Origin of the sequence: Herbiconiux sp., from assembly GCF_023264895.1 — a bacterium.
GTDB lineage: Bacteria > Actinomycetota > Actinomycetes > Actinomycetales > Microbacteriaceae > Herbiconiux.
The window spans coordinates 1-15,761 of the sequence record NZ_JAHFUY010000040.1 but is presented as its reverse complement, the minus strand read 5'-3'; the positions used below and the strand labels follow the sequence as shown (position 1 = coordinate 15,761).

At 71.4% G+C, this 15,761-nt stretch carries 14 protein-coding genes, 1 tRNA gene and 1 pseudogene; 7 read left to right on the top strand and 9 right to left on the bottom strand.

Going from position 1 to position 15,761, the window contains the following annotated elements:
* Positions 1–76: 76 nt before the first annotated feature.
* On the bottom strand, positions 77–526 hold the full coding sequence (locus tag Q0D57_RS09100; protein ID WP_291041816.1) for a hypothetical protein: 450 nt from the start codon (positions 524–526) through the stop codon (positions 77–79).
* A gap of 44 nt (positions 527–570) precedes the next feature.
* On the opposite strand from Q0D57_RS09100, the gene Q0D57_RS09095 reads away from it, so the two are divergent.
* Both Q0D57_RS09095 and Q0D57_RS09090 read left to right on the top strand, forming a co-directional pair.
* A complete protein-coding gene (locus Q0D57_RS09095; RefSeq protein WP_291041813.1) occupies positions 571–1,482 on the top strand; it encodes a PfkB family carbohydrate kinase in 912 nt (303 codons plus the stop codon).
* A 4-nt stretch (positions 1,483–1,486) separates the two neighbouring features.
* On the top strand, positions 1,487–3,883 hold the full coding sequence (locus Q0D57_RS09090) for a glycosyl hydrolase family 65 protein (RefSeq protein WP_291041810.1): 2,397 nt from the start codon (positions 1,487–1,489) through the stop codon (positions 3,881–3,883).
* Positions 3,884–3,886: 3 nt separating this feature from the next.
* Here Q0D57_RS09090 and Q0D57_RS09085 read toward each other — a convergent pair whose 3' ends face one another.
* Positions 3,887–4,651 carry a TetR/AcrR family transcriptional regulator gene (locus Q0D57_RS09085; protein WP_291041807.1) on the bottom strand — a complete coding sequence of 255 codons (765 nt, stop codon included), beginning with the start codon at positions 4,649–4,651 and terminating at the stop codon, positions 3,887–3,889.
* Positions 4,652–4,778: 127 nt separating this feature from the next.
* Here Q0D57_RS09085 and Q0D57_RS09080 point away from each other — a divergent pair, with 127 nt between their 5' ends.
* On the top strand, positions 4,779–5,693 hold the full coding sequence (locus tag Q0D57_RS09080; protein ID WP_291041805.1) for an NAD-dependent epimerase/dehydratase family protein: 915 nt from the start codon (positions 4,779–4,781) through the stop codon (positions 5,691–5,693).
* Positions 5,694–5,769: 76 nt separating this feature from the next.
* A complete protein-coding gene (locus Q0D57_RS09075; protein ID WP_291041802.1) occupies positions 5,770–6,066 on the top strand; it encodes an antibiotic biosynthesis monooxygenase family protein in 297 nt (98 codons plus the stop codon).
* A 46-nt stretch (positions 6,067–6,112) separates the two neighbouring features.
* Here Q0D57_RS09075 and Q0D57_RS09070 read toward each other — a convergent pair whose 3' ends face one another.
* The 4 genes from Q0D57_RS09070 to Q0D57_RS09055 are packed head-to-tail and all read right to left on the bottom strand — an operon-like array spanning position 6,113 to position 10,191.
* Entirely contained in the window at positions 6,113–7,015 is a 903-nt protein-coding gene (locus tag Q0D57_RS09070; RefSeq protein WP_291041799.1) for a MetQ/NlpA family ABC transporter substrate-binding protein, read from the bottom strand.
* Between the two features lie 34 nt (positions 7,016–7,049).
* Positions 7,050–7,805, bottom strand: a complete 756-nt coding sequence (locus Q0D57_RS09065; RefSeq protein WP_291041796.1) for a methionine ABC transporter permease — start codon at positions 7,803–7,805, stop codon at positions 7,050–7,052.
* Positions 7,802–8,812 (bottom strand): ATP-binding cassette domain-containing protein, encoded by a 1,011-nt coding sequence (locus Q0D57_RS09060; protein ID WP_291041793.1) that lies wholly within the window; start codon positions 8,810–8,812, stop codon positions 7,802–7,804. Before Q0D57_RS09060 ends, Q0D57_RS09065 begins: the two co-directional genes overlap by 4 nt.
* Entirely contained in the window at positions 8,809–10,191 is a 1,383-nt protein-coding gene (locus Q0D57_RS09055) for an LLM class flavin-dependent oxidoreductase (RefSeq protein WP_291041790.1), read from the bottom strand. The genes Q0D57_RS09060 and Q0D57_RS09055 overlap by 4 nt, the downstream gene beginning before the upstream one ends.
* Before the next feature lie 158 nt (positions 10,192–10,349).
* Between Q0D57_RS09055 and Q0D57_RS09050 the strand changes: the two genes are divergently transcribed.
* Positions 10,350–11,861: a cell wall-binding repeat-containing protein gene (locus tag Q0D57_RS09050; RefSeq protein WP_291041771.1), complete on the top strand. Its 1,512-nt coding sequence runs from the start codon at positions 10,350–10,352 to the stop codon at positions 11,859–11,861.
* A gap of 75 nt (positions 11,862–11,936) precedes the next feature.
* Here the strand turns inward: Q0D57_RS09050 and Q0D57_RS09045 are convergent.
* Positions 11,937–12,013, bottom strand: a tRNA-Met gene (locus Q0D57_RS09045).
* A 150-nt stretch (positions 12,014–12,163) separates the two neighbouring features.
* Between Q0D57_RS09045 and Q0D57_RS09040 the strand changes: the two genes are divergently transcribed.
* The gene (locus Q0D57_RS09040) at positions 12,164–13,345 is read left to right on the top strand and encodes a Na+/H+ antiporter NhaA (protein ID WP_291041768.1); all 1,182 of its coding nucleotides are present in this window, start codon (positions 12,164–12,166) and stop codon (positions 13,343–13,345) included.
* 49 nt (positions 13,346–13,394) lie between these two features.
* Here the strand turns inward: Q0D57_RS09040 and Q0D57_RS09035 are convergent, their stop codons facing one another.
* Together Q0D57_RS09035 and Q0D57_RS09030 are read right to left on the bottom strand one after the other, a co-directional pair.
* Positions 13,395–13,994, bottom strand: a complete 600-nt coding sequence (locus Q0D57_RS09035; protein WP_291041761.1) for a hypothetical protein — start codon at positions 13,992–13,994, stop codon at positions 13,395–13,397.
* Between the two features lie 36 nt (positions 13,995–14,030).
* On the bottom strand, positions 14,031–15,296 hold the full coding sequence (locus tag Q0D57_RS09030; RefSeq protein ID WP_259527954.1) for an ammonium transporter: 1,266 nt from the start codon (positions 15,294–15,296) through the stop codon (positions 14,031–14,033).
* A 190-nt stretch (positions 15,297–15,486) separates the two neighbouring features.
* Here Q0D57_RS09030 and Q0D57_RS09025 point away from each other — a divergent pair.
* Positions 15,487–15,761 (top strand): annotated as a pseudogene (locus tag Q0D57_RS09025) (hypothetical protein); the annotation flags it as partial.

Below are 15,761 nucleotides of genomic sequence, written 5' to 3'. Positions count from 1 at the left end.
GAGCAGCCCGATCACGAAGAAGGCCACGAGCCCGGCGACGATGACGACGAGGTAGGAGGTGAAGACCGTGCGCATGTCAGCTCCCGTCCAGCGCGCAGTCGAAGGGCGCGTCGGCGACGGGTTCGCAGCCGGCGGCGCGGATGAGCCACCCGTCGTCGCCCGGGGTGAGGAAGACGGCGGTGGGTCCGGTCCGCACGAAGGCGGCCCGGCTGTAGACCTCGGTGCCGTCCGGCCGCGCATCCGGGTCGAGGCCGAGCGTCAGCACGCCGTCGGCGCAGCGCGCATCCGTCTGCTCCTCCACCGCCTCGCGGGCGGACTCGTTGAGGAGCGCACACGCCGCCGTGCCGTCGCCCTCGGCGAGGGACTCGAAGAACCGCGTGGTCGCGTCGGTCGCCTCCTCGCTGCCCGGGCCGAGGGACGAGCAGCCCGCGAGGAGCGCGGCGACGACGGCCAGACCGGCCACGACAGACAGACCGGCCACGACGGCCGGCCGCCGACGACCGCGGGGAGGGAGCTGAACGTTCATGTGCCGCAGACCCTACGCCTGATCGTCGTGGTAGGCAGGGGTGCATGCAGATGCAAGGAGACGGGCTCGTGCTGGTCGCAGGACAGGTCGCGCGCGACCTCGTGCTCCTCACCGAGGGGTTCCCGGCAGACGGCGGCAGCACACGCGTCGGCGAGCGCCGGGAGCTGCTCGGCGGCAAGGGCGCCAACCAGGCCGTCGGCTGGCGGCAGCTCGGCGCCGAGGTCGCCCTGCTCGCCGTGATCGGCACCGACCGCGAGGGCGACGACCTGCTCGGCCAGCTGGAGGCCGACGGGATCCGCCCGGTGGTGGCGCGCCGCGGCACGACCGGACTGCTCACCGACATCGTGGGACCGGGAGGCTCGCGCCGGCTGTTCGAGCGCGTGCCCGAGGAGTCGCTGCTGCGACCGGGCGACCTCGCGGCCGTCGAGCACCTCCTCCCCGAGGTCGACACGCTCTGCCTCCAGCTGCAGCAGCCCCTGCCCGTGCTGTTCGACCTGGCCCGCCGCGCCCACGACCTCGGGATCGCCGTCGCGCTCGACGGCGGGGTGTCGGGGCCCGGGGCTGACGAGCTGCTCGCCCTGGCCTCGATCGTGCGCGCCGACGCCGTGGAGGCCGAGCAGCTGACGGGCTTCGGCATCGCGAGCCCGGCCGACGCCCGCGCGGCCGCGAAGACCCTGCTCGACCGGGGCGCCGATGTCGTGGCGCTCACGGTCGGCGGCGAGGGCGACCTCGTCGTGTGGCCGGGCGGCGAGCGCTTCGTCGCCTTCGGCACCGACGAGACCGTCGTCGACCCCACCGGTGCCGGCGACGCGTTCAGCGTCGGGCTCGTCGCGGGGCTCCGCGCCGGCCTGGCACCGGAGGACGCCGCGTCACTCGCGGCGGATGCGGCCAGATCCACGGTCGCGCGCCCGGGCGGCCGGCCCGACCTCACCGCCCTCCGCGAGCGGCTGGGCTGACGGCATGCGCGTGATCCTCGAGCCCTGGGCCGTGGTGGCCGACGACATCACGGCCGACGACCTGCCGCGCGTCGAGAGCCTCTTCGCGGTCTCGAACGGGCACGTGGGCTGGCGGGCGACCCTCGACGAGGGCGAGCCGTGCGCCACCCCCGGCGTCTACCTCAACGGGTTCTTCGAGGAGCACCGGATGCCCTACGCCGAAGACGGCTACGGCTACCCCGGCTCGGGCCAGACCGTCGTCGAGCCGATCAACGGCACGCTCCTCCGGATCACGGTGGGCGACGACGCACTCGATGTCCGCACCGGAACCGTGCACGAGCACCGGATGCGCCTCGACCTGCGCTCCGGGGTGGCGACCCGCACCCTCGACTGGACGTCGCCGGGCGGTTCGCGCATCCGCCTCACCTCGACGCGACTCGTCTCCTTCGCGCGGCGTTCGGTCGGAGCGATCGACCTCACGCTCGAGAGTGCCGACGCACACGGCGGCCCGGTCCCCGTCGTCGTGCGGTCCGAGCTGCTTGCCGACGACGATCAGCCCGACGGGCAGGACGAGCCCGCCATCGCCGCGGCGCTCGTCGACCCGCTCGAGCCGATCGAGCACGACGTCGTCGACGGGCTCCTCCGCCTGGCCGCCCGCACCCGCCGGAGCCGCCTCACGACGGCCTCCGCCTGCGCGCACCTCATCGGGGGCGCGGCCGGCGCCGCCGGCGCCCTCGCCCTCGCCTCCTCGCCCCGACGTGCCTACGCGACGGTCGCGGCGACGCTCACCGGGGGCCGGCCGCTGCGGCTCACGAAGATCGTCGCCGCCGAGTTCTCCGGCGAGCGCGGTTCGGAGGCCCTGCTCGAGGACGTGTCGTCCGCCGCGCTGTCGGCGCTCTCGGCGGGCTGGGACGACCTGGTCGCCGAGCAGCGTGCCGCGCTCGACGAGCACTGGCACGACGCCTCGCTCGACGTCGAGGGAGCCCCCGACCTGCAGACGGCTGCGCGCTTCGCGCTCTTCCACCTCCTGCAGGCGTCGGTCCGCGCCGAGGGCCGCATTCCGGCGAAGGGCCTGACCGGTCGCGGCTACGACGGGCACGCCTTCTGGGACACCGAGACCTTCGCCCTGCCCGCCCTCAGCCACCTCCGCCCTCAGGCGGCCGCCGCGGCGCTGCGCTGGCGGCATGCCACGCTGCCCGCGGCGCGGGACCGAGCGGCACACCTGGGCTTCGCGGGCGCGATGTTCCCGTGGCGCACGATCGACGGCCGCGAGAGCTCGGGCTACTGGCCCGCGAGCAGCGCGGCCGTGCACCTCGGCGCCGACATCGCCACAGCCGTGACCCGCTACGTCGCGGCGACCGGCGACACGGCGTTCCTCGAGCAGACCGGTCTCGAGCTGCTCGTCGAGACAGCGCGGTTCTGGGTCTCGTTCGGCCATCACGCCCGCGACGGCCGGTTCCACCTCGACGGCGTCACGGGGCCGGACGAGTACTCGGCGATCGCCGACGACAACGTGCACACCAACCTGCTCGCCCAGCGCAACCTCGAGCAGGCGGCGGCGCAGGCGACAGCGCTCCCGGATGCCGCGGGCCGGCTGGGCGTTACGGTCGACGAGATCGGGGAATGGCGCCGGGCGGCCGACCGCATGAGCGTGCCGTTCGACGAGGAGCTCGGCGTGCATCCGCAGAGCCTCGGCTTCACCCGCCACGCGCCCTGGGACTTCGAGTCGACCTCGCCGGAGGACTACCCGATGCACTCCCACTTCCCGTACCTCGACCTCTACCGCAAGGCGGTCGTGAAGCAGGCCGACCTCGTGCTGGCCCTGTACCTCCGGCACGACGCCTTCACCGTGGAGCAGAAGCGCCGCGACTTCGACCACTACGAGCCGCTCACCGTGCGCGACTCGTCGCTCTCCGCGACCTCGCAGGCCATCGTGGCCGCCGAGGTGGGCTACGGCACGCTCGCCCTCGACTACGTGCGCGAGACCGCGCTGCAGGATCTCGCCGACCTGCACGGCAACACGAGCGAGGGACTGCACATCGCGGCGCTCGGCGGCCTCTGGCTCGCGCTCGTGGCGGGCTTCGGCGGCCTGCGGCAGTCGCCCGACGAACTGCTCTTCGCGCCGCGGCTGCCGCCGGGCATCAGCCGCCTCGGGTTCGGGATGCGGATCGCGGGCGGCCTGCTGCGGGTCTCGATCACCCCGCTCGAGGCCACCTACGGTCTGACGGGAGGCGAAGCGCTGACGTTCCGGCACCACGGCTCGCGGGTGGTGCTCCAGCCAGGGGCGACGGAGACGCATCCGATCGCGCCCTCGGCCGAGCGATCCCCGGCGCCGTCCGCGCCCGCCCACCGCTCCCCGCGCGAGGTGCTGGAGCGGTCCCCCGTGCAGATCGAGATCGACACCGCGGCCTTCGAGGGCTGACGCTCAGTCCGCCTCGGTGAGCCCCAGGTCGGCGGCGAGCCGGTCGATCACGATCTCGAAGTAGTCATCGGCTCGCGAGACCGACCCCACGAGATGGCCGAACAGCTCGAACGAGATCGTGCCGAACACCGTCGTCCACCCCATCAGCGTGCGCACCACGAGCTCGGTCGGGGCCTCGGCCTGCATCAGCCCGCGCTCCTGGGCGAAGCCGATCGCGCCGGCCACGACGGGGGCGTCGTCGCCGGAACCCGGAGGCTCCGGCATCCGGGAGCCTGCGGCCGTGGCGTCCATGACGATCCCGAGGATCACCACGATCACCCTCGTCGCGGGCTCCACCGTGACCTGCGGCGCGGCGTAGCCCGGCACCGGCGATCCGTAGAGCAGCGCGTAGTCGCCCGGATGAGCGACGGCCCAGCCGCGGACGGCGAGCCACGCCGCGCGCCAGCGGCCGACCACGTCGTGGCGGTCGGTCACGGCCGCCTCGGCCTGCTCCACCGCGGCCCCCAGCTCGTCGTAGGCGAGCACGAGCAGGGCGGTGAGCAGCTCGTCGCGGCTCGCGAAGTAGCGGTAGACCGCCGACGACACCATTCCCACGTCGCGGGCGACCGCCCGGAGTGAGAGCTCGCCCGGCCCCGACTCGGTGAGGCGGATGCGGGCCGCCGTCAAAATCTCGGCCGTGATCTGCTCGCGGGCGCGCTCCCGCACGGTGCGGGCACGGGGCGGGGAGGCCGGTGAGGCGGCCGGTGCAGGGTGGTCGACGGGTGTCATCCGACCACTCTGGCCGTGATCGAGAGCATCCGCAACAAATGAGAGCACTGCTCTTGTTTCTCGATCCCCAATCTGCCAGGCTCATGCACAGAGAGCACCGCTCTCGTTTTCTCAGAAGGAGTCGTCCATGTCCGATCACCATGTCATCGTCGGAGCCGGCCCCGTGGGCCGCCACGTCGCCGCCCAGCTCGCCGAGCGGGGTTCCGAGGTGATCGTCGCCACGCGGTCCGGCACCGATCCGGGTCTCCCCGGGGTGCGCGGCATCCGCGTCGATGCGAACGACGCCGACGCCCTCTCGGCCGTCACGACCGGCGCGTCAGCCCTCTACAACTGCGCCAACCCCGGCGACTACACGCAGTGGGACGTCACCTGGCCGCCCCTGGCCGCGGCGCTCCTCACCACGGCCGAGCGCACGGGGGCCGTCTACGCCATCACGGGCAATCTCTACCCCTACGGCCCCGTCGACGAGCCGATGCACGAGGGCCTGCCCGACGCCGCCGTCGACCACAAGGGCGTGCTGCGGGCCCGCCTCTGGGCTGACGCGCTCCAGGCGCACGCTGCCGGGCGGGTGCGTGCCGTGGAGGTGCGCGGCTCCGACTACATGGGCACGGGTGTGGGGGTCAACGGCCACATCAGCCGGCAGCTGCCCGCCGCCCGCCGGGGCAAGCGGGCCCGGGTGCTCGGCGACCCCGACATGCCGCACACCTTCACCGATGTGCAGGATGTCGCCCGCCTCCTGATCGCGGCGGCCGCCGACGAGTCGTCGCACGGCCGCCTCTGGAACGTGCCCTCGAACCCGCCGCGCTCCCAGCGCCAGGCGCTCGGCGACGTGCTCACGGCGGCGGGCCTCTCCCCCGTGCCCGTCAGCCCGATCCCGGCACTCGCGCTGCGCGCGGGCGAGCTCTTCTCGCCGATGCTGCGCGAGCTGAAGGAGCTCTCGTACCAGTGGACCCGCCCCTACGTGCTCGACGACTCCGCCACCCGCGCCCACTTCGCCCTCGAGCCGACCCCCTGGGAGGAGGTCTGCCGCCGCACCACCTGACCGGGGATGGCACCGACAGAACGCTCCGCCGAACCCGGTTCTGACGACATCGCCGAGGCACGTCTACTGTGAACTCATGACCGTGATCTCCGTACTCGAACTGCGCGTGAAGACCGAGGCCCTCGACGGCGCTGCAGCTCTCATCGAGGAGACCCTCGAGGTGACCCGCGGCCGCCCGGGCTGTCTCGGCGTGGAGATAACGGTGGACATCGACGACCCCACCCACTACATCGTGGTCGAGAGATGGGCGACGCTTGCCGACGACGACGCGTATCGCGTGTTCCGTGCCACACCCGACGGTGCGTCGGCGCTCGGCACCGTTCTTTCGGAACCGCCCGCGCTCACCCGGGCCGAGCTGCGGACGACACTGTAGCGAGGGCCCACGGAGACGACCCGTGGGCCTCCGCCGGCAGCGACGCCTACTGATCCAGCGGCAGCAGGATGCCCTTCACGGTCGGGTCGGTCGCCAGGAACTCCTGCACGGCCGGGTCCTTAAACGCCGCGATGAGGTTCTGGATGTTCGGGGTGTCGAGGTAGTCGGTGCCCACCGTGAGCTGCCCGGCGAAGTCGTCGGGCGCCGTGGGGGCGTAGATCTGCTGCTCGATCGGGATGCCGGCGGCGAGGTAGTACTCGGTGTAGCCGACGGCGGCGTCGAGGTCGGGCAGTGCGCGCGACTGAGCGGCGAAGTCGAGCAGCACGAACTGCAGGTCCTTCGGGTTCTCGACGATGTCGTCCTGCGTGGCGTACGACTTGTCGATGCTGTCGTCGAGCGTGATCAGGCCGGCGGTCTCGAGGATCTGCAGGCCCTGGGCCTCGTTCGCCGGGTCGGAGTAGAGCGAGATCGTGGCGCCGTCCGGGATCTCGGAGACGTCGGCGTACTTGTCCGACCACAGTCCGAAGCCCCAGCGGAACACGGGGGTCGCCGCGGTCTCCCGGAAGTCGGGGTTGGCGTCGAGCACCTGGCTCAGCCAGAGCTTGTGCTGGTAGATGGTGCCGGCCACCTCGCCCGAGCTCACCGCGCTGTTCAGCGTGGTGCTGTCCGAGAGCCCCCGGAACTCCACCGAGATGCCGTACTTCGGCGCGACCTCCTCGGCCACGAACTCGACCAGCGCCTCCTCGGCGGCGTTGCCCTCGGCCGTCACGACGGTGAGGGTCGCGCCCTCGATCTCGTTGGCTGAGGTGGAGGTGGTCACGAGCGGGACGGTGATGGCGGCGGCCACGCCGACGACGACGACCGCGCCGCCGACGATCCAGGGCCAGCGACGGCGCTTGGTGAGTTCGAAGCCGTGATCGGTGGTGGGAGGAGGGGTGGAAGTGGACATGGCTGTGCTGTGCCTTTCGGTGTGGTGGGTGCGTTTACGCCTGGACGGCGGTCTTGAGACGGGAGGAAGAGGAGGAGGAGGACGAGGTGCGCAGCTGGGGCGTGGTGAACCGCACCAGCCGGTCGCCGATCAGCTGCACGGCGGCGACGGTGGCGACCAGGATGACGATCGTCACCCCCATCACCGTGTTGTCGAAGCGCTGGTAGCCGTAGGTCACGGCGACGTAGCCGATGCCTCCGGCGCCGATCGTGCCCGCGATGGCCGAGTACTCGATCATCGCGATCGTGTTGATGGTCAGGCCGCCGATGATCGAGGGCACCGCCTCGTTCAGCTGCGCCGTGCGGATGACCTGCAGGTTCGAGGCGCCCGAGGCCTTCGCGACCCGGGCGTACGACGGCGGGATGCTCCGCAGCGAGTTCTCGACGATCCGGGTGAAGAACGCGATCCCCGCGATCGACATCGGCACGACGGCGGCCGGGATGCCGATGTTCGTGCCCGTGATGAGCCGGGTGAACGGGATGATCGCGGCCATCAGGATGAGGAACGGCAGCGAGCGCCCGATGCTGATCACCCAGCTGAGCACGGTGTGCAGCGAGCGGTTCTCGAACAGGCCGCCGGGGGCGAGGTTGAAGATGATCGAGCCGAGCGGGATGCCGACGATCACGACGATCGCCATGGTGATGCCCACCATGATCAGGGTCTCTCCGAGCGCCGGCAGCACGAGGGCCGGGATCTCCCCGAGCGGCACCGTCTGGTTGGCGAGCACACCGAACCCGCCGAGCGCGCTCACGCGACCCGCTCCAGATCCGCGATGCCGCTCGACACCTGCTGGGCCGCGAGCCCGAGCTCGTCGGCGGCGGCCACGACCCGCTGCGGGTCGATCGGCGGCAGCCCGACGGTGGCGTGGCCCACGGTGGCGCCGTTGACCGTCTCGATCGAGGCGCCGAGCAGCGAGACCGGCGCACCGAGGCGTGCGGCGAGCTGGGTGATCCAGTCGGTCGGGACCGACTTGGCGGCGTAGGCGAGCTGCCACGCGGATTCGCCGGTCTCGGGCTCGGTATGGGCCCGCCAGGGCCGCAGCGCTCGACCGAGGTCGGACTCCGGGCTCTGGAGCAGGTCGACGATGCGGCCGGACTCCACGATGTGACCGTGGTCGAGCCGTGCGACGGAGTCGGCCACCTGCAGCACGGTGTCCATCTCGTGGGTGATGAACAGGATCGACAGGCCCAGGTCGTCGCGCAGCTCCTTCAGCAGCGACACGATGGCGTCGGTCGACTGCGGGTCGAGGCCCGAGGTGGCCTCGTCCGACAGCAGCACCGTCGGCTTCAGCGCGAGCGCCCGGGCGATGCCGACGCGCTGGCGCTGGCCGCCGGAGAGCTGGTGCGGGTAGTGGCCGGCGCGATCCGCGAGCCCCACCCGGTCGAGCAGCTCGGCGACGCGCCGCCTGGTCTCGCCGGGGGTCACCCCGAGGTACTGCAGGGGCAGGGCGACGTTCTGCGCGGCGGTGCGGCGGGCGAACAGGCCGTCCGACTGGAAGATCGTGCCGATCCGTCGCCTGGCCACCTGCAGCTGGGCCTCGGAGAGGTCGGAGAGCACGTCGCCGTTCACCACGACGGAGCCGGAGGTGGGCCGCTCGAGCAGGTTCACGCAGGCGGCGAGGGTGCTCTTGCCCGCGCCGCTCGGGCCGACCACGGCGTAGATCTCTCCCGCCTCGACCCGGAAGTCGAGGTGGTCGAGCACCACGGTCGCGTCGGCGCCGTGACCGTAGACCTTGGTGAGCTGCTCGAGGCCGATCATGTGGTGATCGCCTGGCCGATCGAGAAGCGCGCGCCGTGGTGCTCCTCGGGAAGGCGGTCGCCGCGGCCGTGCAGCTTGTTGCGCAGGGTGCCCGGCGCGTAGCCCTCGGGGTAGGCGCCGCGGCGGCGGAGCTCGGGGATGATGAACTCGACCACGTCCTCGAAGGTGCCGGGCGTGATGGCGTAGGCGAGGTTGAAGCCGTCGACGTCGGTCTCGTCGACCCAGGCCTGGAGGTCGTCGGCGATCTCTCTCGGGGAGCCGACGATGAACGGGCCGAGCCCGCCGATGGCACCGAGCTTCGCGATGTCGCGCACCTTCCACTCGCCACCGTCGTCGTTGGCGGCCTGGAAGTTCGACACGGCCGACTGGATCGCGTTGCTCTTGACGTTGCCGATCGGCTCGTCGAGGTCGTACTGCGAGAGGTCGACGCCCATCCAGCCCGACATGAACACGAGGGCGCCCTCCTCGCTCGCGTAGCTGCGGTAGTCGGCGTGCTTGGCGTGCGCCTTCTCGGTGGTCTCGTCGGTGATGATCGTGATGAGGGTGTAGATCTTCGCCGAGTAGCGGTCGCGCCCGGCCTCCTCGAGGGCATCCCGGATGCTCTTCACGACACCCTTAAGCACGGTCTTCGTGGGGGCGGCGACGAAGATGGCCTCGGCGTTGCCGGCGGCGAAGGCGATGCCACGTGGAGAGGCCCCGGCCTGGTAGATCACCGGGGTGCGCTGCGGCGACGGCTCGGCGAGGTGGATGCCGGGCACTGTGTAGTGCTTGCCGTAGTGGCCGATCTCGTGCACCTTCGACGGGTCGGTGAACACGCCGGAGTCGCGGTCGCGGATGACCGCGTCGTCCTCCCACGAGCCCTCCCAGAGCTTGTAGAGCACCTCGAGGTACTCGTCGGCCACGTCGTAGCGCTCGTCGTGCTCCAGCTGATCGTCGTGGCCCATGTTGCGGGCGGCGCTCGGCAGGTAGCCGGTCACGACGTTCCAGCCCACGCGGCCGCCGGTGAGGTGGTCGAGCGTCGACATCCGGCGCGCGAAGGGGTACGGATGCTCGTACGCCGTTCCCGCCGTCACGCCGAAGCCGAGGTTCTCGGTCACCGCGGCCATGGCCGAGATGAGCAGGATCGGGTCGTTCACGGGCACCTGGGCGCCGTGCCGGATCGCGGCCTCGTTCGAGCCGCCGTAGACGTCGTAGGTGCCGAGCACGTCGGCGATGAAGATGCCGTCGAACGACCCGCGCTCGAGGAGCTTCGCGAGCTCCGTCCAGTAGGAGAGCTCCTTATAGCGCCACGACTGGTCGTCGGGGTGGCGCCACATGCCGGAGGACTGATGCGCGACGCAGTTCATGTCGAAGGCGTTGAATCGGATCTGTTTGGTCACGAACGCCATGATTGCCGCCGGCCCACGAGTGTGGGCTTCTGTGACGTAGTGAGACGATGCCGCGGCCGTCCGCCGCCCCTGAAAGCAGGGGCGGCGGACGATGGGGTGCCTTCGATACTTTGTGGAGCACTGTGCCGCTCCTCGGAAGGAACCCGTCTGTGTTCAGAACCTCCGCATCCCTCGCCGCCTCGGCTCTCGCCGTGGTGGCCCTCGCACTGATCGCACCGGTCTCCGCCTCGGCCGCCTCGGCGGCCGGGGTCGCCGGCGACACCGCGGCGACGGTCGCGGCGCCGCAGCGGGCGGACTCGAACGGGCCGCTGCCGATCCGCTACGCCACGCCCCCGACGCAGGGGCCTCGCGGCTGGAGCGGGCCCGAGATCTCGAACCTCGCGATCACGGCGACGAGCGAGGGGTTCACGGTCGACTTCGACTACGCCTCCGTGCCGAGCCCCACGATTCCGGATGTCTTCTACGGCGGTCTGGTCACGCTGCTGGTCGACCCAGGCAACGAGTCGACACCGGTGCGGCCGGCTCCCGTCATCGGCGGCCCGCCCCTTCTCTACGACGAGCCCGCCCTCGGCCTCGAGCAGACCTCCGCGACCAAGCAGACCGGCCACTTCACCAAGAGCTACACGATCAACCGGGCAGACCCGCTCGTCATCGCCCTCTACACGGCCAGCGGATGCGACCCGTCAGACGGGCCCGTCGGCTGCGGTGGCGGCGACGACCTCTTCGCCTCGGCGGTGCTCACCCCGCCCGCCGGACCCGACCGCGTGGCCGGCGCCGATCGCTTCGAGGTGGCCGTCAACATCTCCGAGCGCGCCTACCCGAGCGGCGCCTACACGGTGTTCGTCGCCACCGGCGCGAACTACCCCGACGCCCTCTCCGCCGGGCCCGCCGCCGCGCGGTTCGGTGCCCCCCTGCTGCTCACCCGCTCCGACGCGCTCCCGAGCAGCGTGCGCGCCGAGATCGAACGTCTGCAGCCGGGCCGCATCGTGGTGGTCGGCGGCACCAACTCCGTGTCGGGTGCCGTGTTCGACCAGCTGAAGGGCATCCAAGCGAACACCGAGCGCATCGCCGGCGCCGACCGCTACGAGGTCTCGCGCACGCTGAGCGAGTACGCCTTCGGCGCCCAGACCGAGACGGCCTACGTGGCCACCGGCGCGAACTTCCCCGACGCCCTCAGCGCCGGCGCGGCCGCCGCGAACTCCTACGGCCCGGTGCTGCTCGTGAACGGCAAGGCGAGCAGCCTCGACGCTGCCACGATCGCCACCCTCACGGACCTCGGTGTGAAGAACGTCGTCATCGCGGGTGGCCCGAACTCGGTCACCCCGGGCATCGAGGCCTCTCTCGCCTCCGTCGCCGGCATCACCTCGGTGGTGCGCGACGGCGGCGCCGACCGCTTCGCCGCCTCGGCCAACATCAACAATCGCGCCTTCCCGACAGCGAGCCGGGCGTTCCTCGCGACCGGCCTGAAGTTCCCCGATGCTCTGGCGGGCTCCGCCTGGGCGGGCGCGATCGGCGCCCCGCTCTACGTGGTGAACAGCAGCTGCGTGCCGCAGGCGACCCTGTCGGCGATGAGCGCCCAGGGCGTGACGCACGTCACCCTCCTCGGCGGCACGGCGACCCTCACCACCGCAGTCGAGTCGCTCACCGCCTGCGCCTCGTAGCGTCAGCAGGCGCCGAGATGCAGAAGAGGCCGTTTCCCGATGTGACAGGAAACGGCCTCTGATCTGGTGGTGCTGTGGTTGCGGGGACAGGATTTGAACCTGCGACCTCTGGGTTATGAGCCCAGCGAGCTACCGAACTGCTCCACCCCGCGTTGCAGGATCCAGTCTACCCCACGCCTGAGGGGCACCCGACCGTCGCGGTAGGATCGATGTCGGAGAGCCGGGAAGTCTGGTCGGCGGGCGGTCACGGGATCGCTCACACGATTCGCCGACGCCCGCTCTCCGGGCAGCTAGGACACCGCATGGGCATCATCCGCTCCGAACGCGTCGCCGCGTTCCTCCTTCTCGCCGCCGCGGCCCTCGGGCTCATCGCCGCCAACACGGCCTTCGGGCCTGCCCTCATGCAGCTGCAGGATGCGCACTTCGCCATCCCGGGCACCCCCCTCGACCTGTCGGTCGGGCACTGGATCAGCGACGGCCTGCTCGCCGTGTTCTTCTTCGTCGTCGCCGTCGAGCTCAAGAACGAGCTCACGGTCGGGCAGCTGAACTCGGTCTCGAAGGCCGTGCGCCCGGCCATCGCCGCGCTCGGCGGCGTCGCGGTGCCCGCCCTGATCTACGTCGCCGTGACCGCCGGCTCCGGCTACGAGGGCGGCTGGCCCATCCCCACCGCCACCGACATCGCGTTCGCGCTCGGCGTGCTCGCGGTGTTCGGAAAGGGCATCCCGTCACGACTGCGGATCTTCATCCTGGCGCTGGCGATCCTCGACGACATCGTGGCGATCGTCATCATCGCGGTCTTCTTCACGGCCGACCCCAACCTCCTCTTTCTCGCGCTCGCGGTGGTCGGTGTGGTGCTGTTCGGCCTCGCCAGCCGGCTGCTCGGCGGCAGGTATCAGATGCTCGCCGTCGCGGCCATGGTCGTGCTCGCGGTGCTCACCTGGTCGCTCGTCTACCTCTCGGGGGTGCACGCCACGATCGCAGGCGTCGCGCTCGGCCTCGTGATGGTGCGGAAGCCGGCCATGCGGGTGCGCCACGCCCTCGAACCGGTCACGAACGGCGTCATCCTGCCGCTGTTCGCCTTCTCGGCCGCCCTCGTGGCCATCCCCCAGGTGTCGCCGTCCGAGCTCGCGGCGCCGTTCTGGGGCATCCTGATCGCCCTGCCCGTGGGCAAGGTCATCGGCATCGCCCTCGGGGGCTGGCTGTCGAGCTTCGTGGGCCCGCGCGAGAAGCGGCCGCACCTCACCCCCTACGCGCTGCTCACCGCGGGCGCGCTCGGCGGCGTGGGCTTCACCGTGTCGCTGCTCATGAACGAGCTGGCCTTCGCCTCGCAGCCCGAGGTGGCCGACGAGGGAACGCTCGCGGTGCTGCTGGGCTCGTCGATCTCGATCGTCGCGTCGGCCGTGCTGGTGTCCCGGCTGAGCGCCTACTACCGGCGCCTGCGGGTGCTGCGGGCCGACGCCGTGCGGCGCCTCTCCGGAGCCTGACGGGCGAGGCTGCCGTCGGGGCCGCAGACCGGGCCGGCCGTGCTGCCGGTCAGGGCTGCTGCTGGTTCACGAGCGTCAGCACCTGCGCCGAGGCGACCTGGATGCGGTGCAGCCCGCGAGGATCGATGAGCGTGGCCGCGTGGCCGGGCACGTCGGCGTCGTCGAGCAGCACGCCGTGTCGCAGCGTGACGACACCGCAGGTTCCGGCGGCCATCACCGCGGCGCCCTCCACGGTCTGCAGCGTGAGCGTGGGAGCGAGAGCCGGCGACGACGCCGTCAGCACCACGAGCGAGCTGGCACCGGCGGCACGCAGCTTCGGCCGTTCGAACACGACCGTGGCCGATCGGATGGGCACGACCCGGCCGCGCCGCAGCACCTGACCCGACGAACGCGTGTCGCCGACGGCCACCTGCGGCCCCGCGAGCCCGATCACGTAGTGCTCCGAGCCGGCGGAGGCACTGAGGATGCCCCGCGGCCCGCGCATGTCGACGATGCGCAGCTGCCAGCGGGGCTCGTGGTGGGGGCCCTCCCCCGCCCAGATCTCGCGCACCCCTCCGCGCCCCTGCTCGAGCGGGAGCCGCCGGAGGCCGGCGAGCAGCACGGGGGCGCCGAACAGCGAAGTGCGCTGGATGTCAGATGACTCCGACATCCAGCGCACCTCCTGTTCGGTACTACGTGGTCCGTGCTACTTGGTGTCGACCAGGACGTAGCCCTCTTCACCGTGCACGACGGTGTCGATGCCGGCGATCTCGTCCTCGTTCTTCACCCGGAAGCCCATGGTCTTCTCGATCACGAAGCCGATGGCGAAGGCCAGCACGAAGGAGTAGATCAGCACGGAGAACGCGGCGATCGCCTGCACGAGCAGCTGCGATCCGTCGCCGCCCATGAAGAGGCCGGTGCTGTTGGCGAAGAAGCCGAGGTAGAGCGTTCCGATGAGGCCGCCGACGAGGTGGATGCCCACGACGTCGAGCGAGTCGTCGAAGCCCCACTTGAACTTCAGCTCGATCGCCAGGGCGCAGACGGCACCGGCGACGACACCGAGCACGATCGCCCAGATCGGGTGGAGCGACGCACAGGCCGGGGTGATCGCCACGAGACCCGCGACGGCACCGGAGGCCGCACCCACGGAGGTGGGCTTGCCGTCCTTGATCTTCTCCACGAGGAGCCAGGCGAGCAGCGCGGCGGCGGGAGCGGCGATCGTGTTGACGAAGGCCAGGGCCGCGGTGCCGTCGGCGGCGAGCTCGGAGCCGGCGTTGAAGCCGAACCAGCCGAACCAGAGGAGGCCGGCGCCGAGGAGCACGAACGGCGGGTTGTGCGGCACGTTGACGCCCTTCTGGAACCCGACGCGCTTGCCGAGCACGAGAGCCAGCGCGAGCGCCGCGGCACCGGCGTTGATGTGCACGGCGGTTCCACCGGCGAAGTCGATCGCGCCGACGCCGAAGACCGACTGGAGTCCGTGCGTGATCCAGCCGCCGTAGGCGAAGCTGCCGTCTTCGGCGAGGCCGAAGTTGAACACCCAGCTGGCCACCGGGAAGTAGACGATCGTGGCCCAGATGGCGGCGAACACCATCCATGCCCCGAACTTGGCCCGGTCGGCGATCGCACCCGAGACCAGGGCGACGGTGAGGATGGCGAAGGTGGCCTGGAAGGCGACGAAGGCCAGCGGCGGGTAGAGGGCGCCCTCGGGCGTCTCGAGTGCCGCGGTGAGGCCGATGTTCGAGAGGTCGATCGCCCACGGTGCGAGCGTGCCCTCGGAGCCCGGGAAGGCGATCGCGTAGCCGTAGATCACCCAGAGCACCCCGATGAGACCCAGGGCGCCGAAGCTCATCATCATCATGCTGATGACGCTCTTGGCCTTGACGAGGCCACCGTAGAAGAAGGCCAGGCCCGGTGTCATCAACAGGACGAAGGCCGCGGCCAAGAGTAGGAAGGCGGTGTTTCCTTGATCCATTCGAACTGACCTCTCTGAAGGGACGCAGCGTCGGCGTCGGGTAACGCATACAGTGACAGGACCGTGTTACGCGCGGCGGCACCGCATGTTTCCGGGGTGTTGCAGAATCGTCGATCGTGTAAACACTGGTGGCGGGGTGGAGGACACAGGTCTATTGCCCGGCCGTCGTCGATTCGGGAGCATGTGAGTCATGACGACCACCCGCACCTCCGCGCGCACGGCCCGACTCCTCGGCGCAGCCGCCGTCGCCGCCACCGCCCTGCTCGCCGCCGGCTGCACCTCCGTGCCGAGCGCCGACGCGGGCCCCACCGTCTCCGCCACCGCACGCCCGGCCGTGGAGCGCCCCGCCGCACCCGAGGGCGACCTCCCGGTCGAGCTGCAGGATCAGCTGCAGGCGGCTCTCGACGGCGTCATGTCCGCGTACGGAGTGCCCGGTGCGGTCGCGGGCGTCTGGGTGCCCGGAGA

What these genes read in the sequence shown, in the direction of transcription:
- Q0D57_RS09100 (WP_291041816.1), bottom strand. Translation starts at nt 526, where the DNA reads ATGAACGTTCAGCTCCCTCCCCGCGGTCGTCGGCGGCCGGCCGTCGTG.
- Q0D57_RS09095 (WP_291041813.1), top strand. Translation starts at nt 571, where the DNA reads ATGCAGATGCAAGGAGACGGGCTCGTGCTGGTCGCAGGACAGGTCGCG.
- Q0D57_RS09090 (WP_291041810.1), top strand. Translation starts at nt 1,487, where the DNA reads ATGCGCGTGATCCTCGAGCCCTGGGCCGTGGTGGCCGACGACATCACG.
- Q0D57_RS09085 (WP_291041807.1), bottom strand. Translation starts at nt 4,651, where the DNA reads ATGACACCCGTCGACCACCCTGCACCGGCCGCCTCACCGGCCTCCCCG.
- Q0D57_RS09080 (WP_291041805.1), top strand. Translation starts at nt 4,779, where the DNA reads ATGTCCGATCACCATGTCATCGTCGGAGCCGGCCCCGTGGGCCGCCAC.
- Q0D57_RS09075 (WP_291041802.1), top strand. Translation starts at nt 5,770, where the DNA reads ATGACCGTGATCTCCGTACTCGAACTGCGCGTGAAGACCGAGGCCCTC.
- Q0D57_RS09070 (WP_291041799.1), bottom strand. Translation starts at nt 7,015, where the DNA reads ATGTCCACTTCCACCCCTCCTCCCACCACCGATCACGGCTTCGAACTC.
- Q0D57_RS09060 (WP_291041793.1), bottom strand. Translation starts at nt 8,812, where the DNA reads ATGATCGGCCTCGAGCAGCTCACCAAGGTCTACGGTCACGGCGCCGAC.
- Q0D57_RS09040 (WP_291041768.1), top strand. Translation starts at nt 12,164, where the DNA reads ATGGGCATCATCCGCTCCGAACGCGTCGCCGCGTTCCTCCTTCTCGCC.
- Q0D57_RS09035 (WP_291041761.1), bottom strand. Translation starts at nt 13,994, where the DNA reads ATGTCGGAGTCATCTGACATCCAGCGCACTTCGCTGTTCGGCGCCCCC.
- Q0D57_RS09030 (WP_259527954.1), bottom strand. Translation starts at nt 15,296, where the DNA reads ATGGATCAAGGAAACACCGCCTTCCTACTCTTGGCCGCGGCCTTCGTC.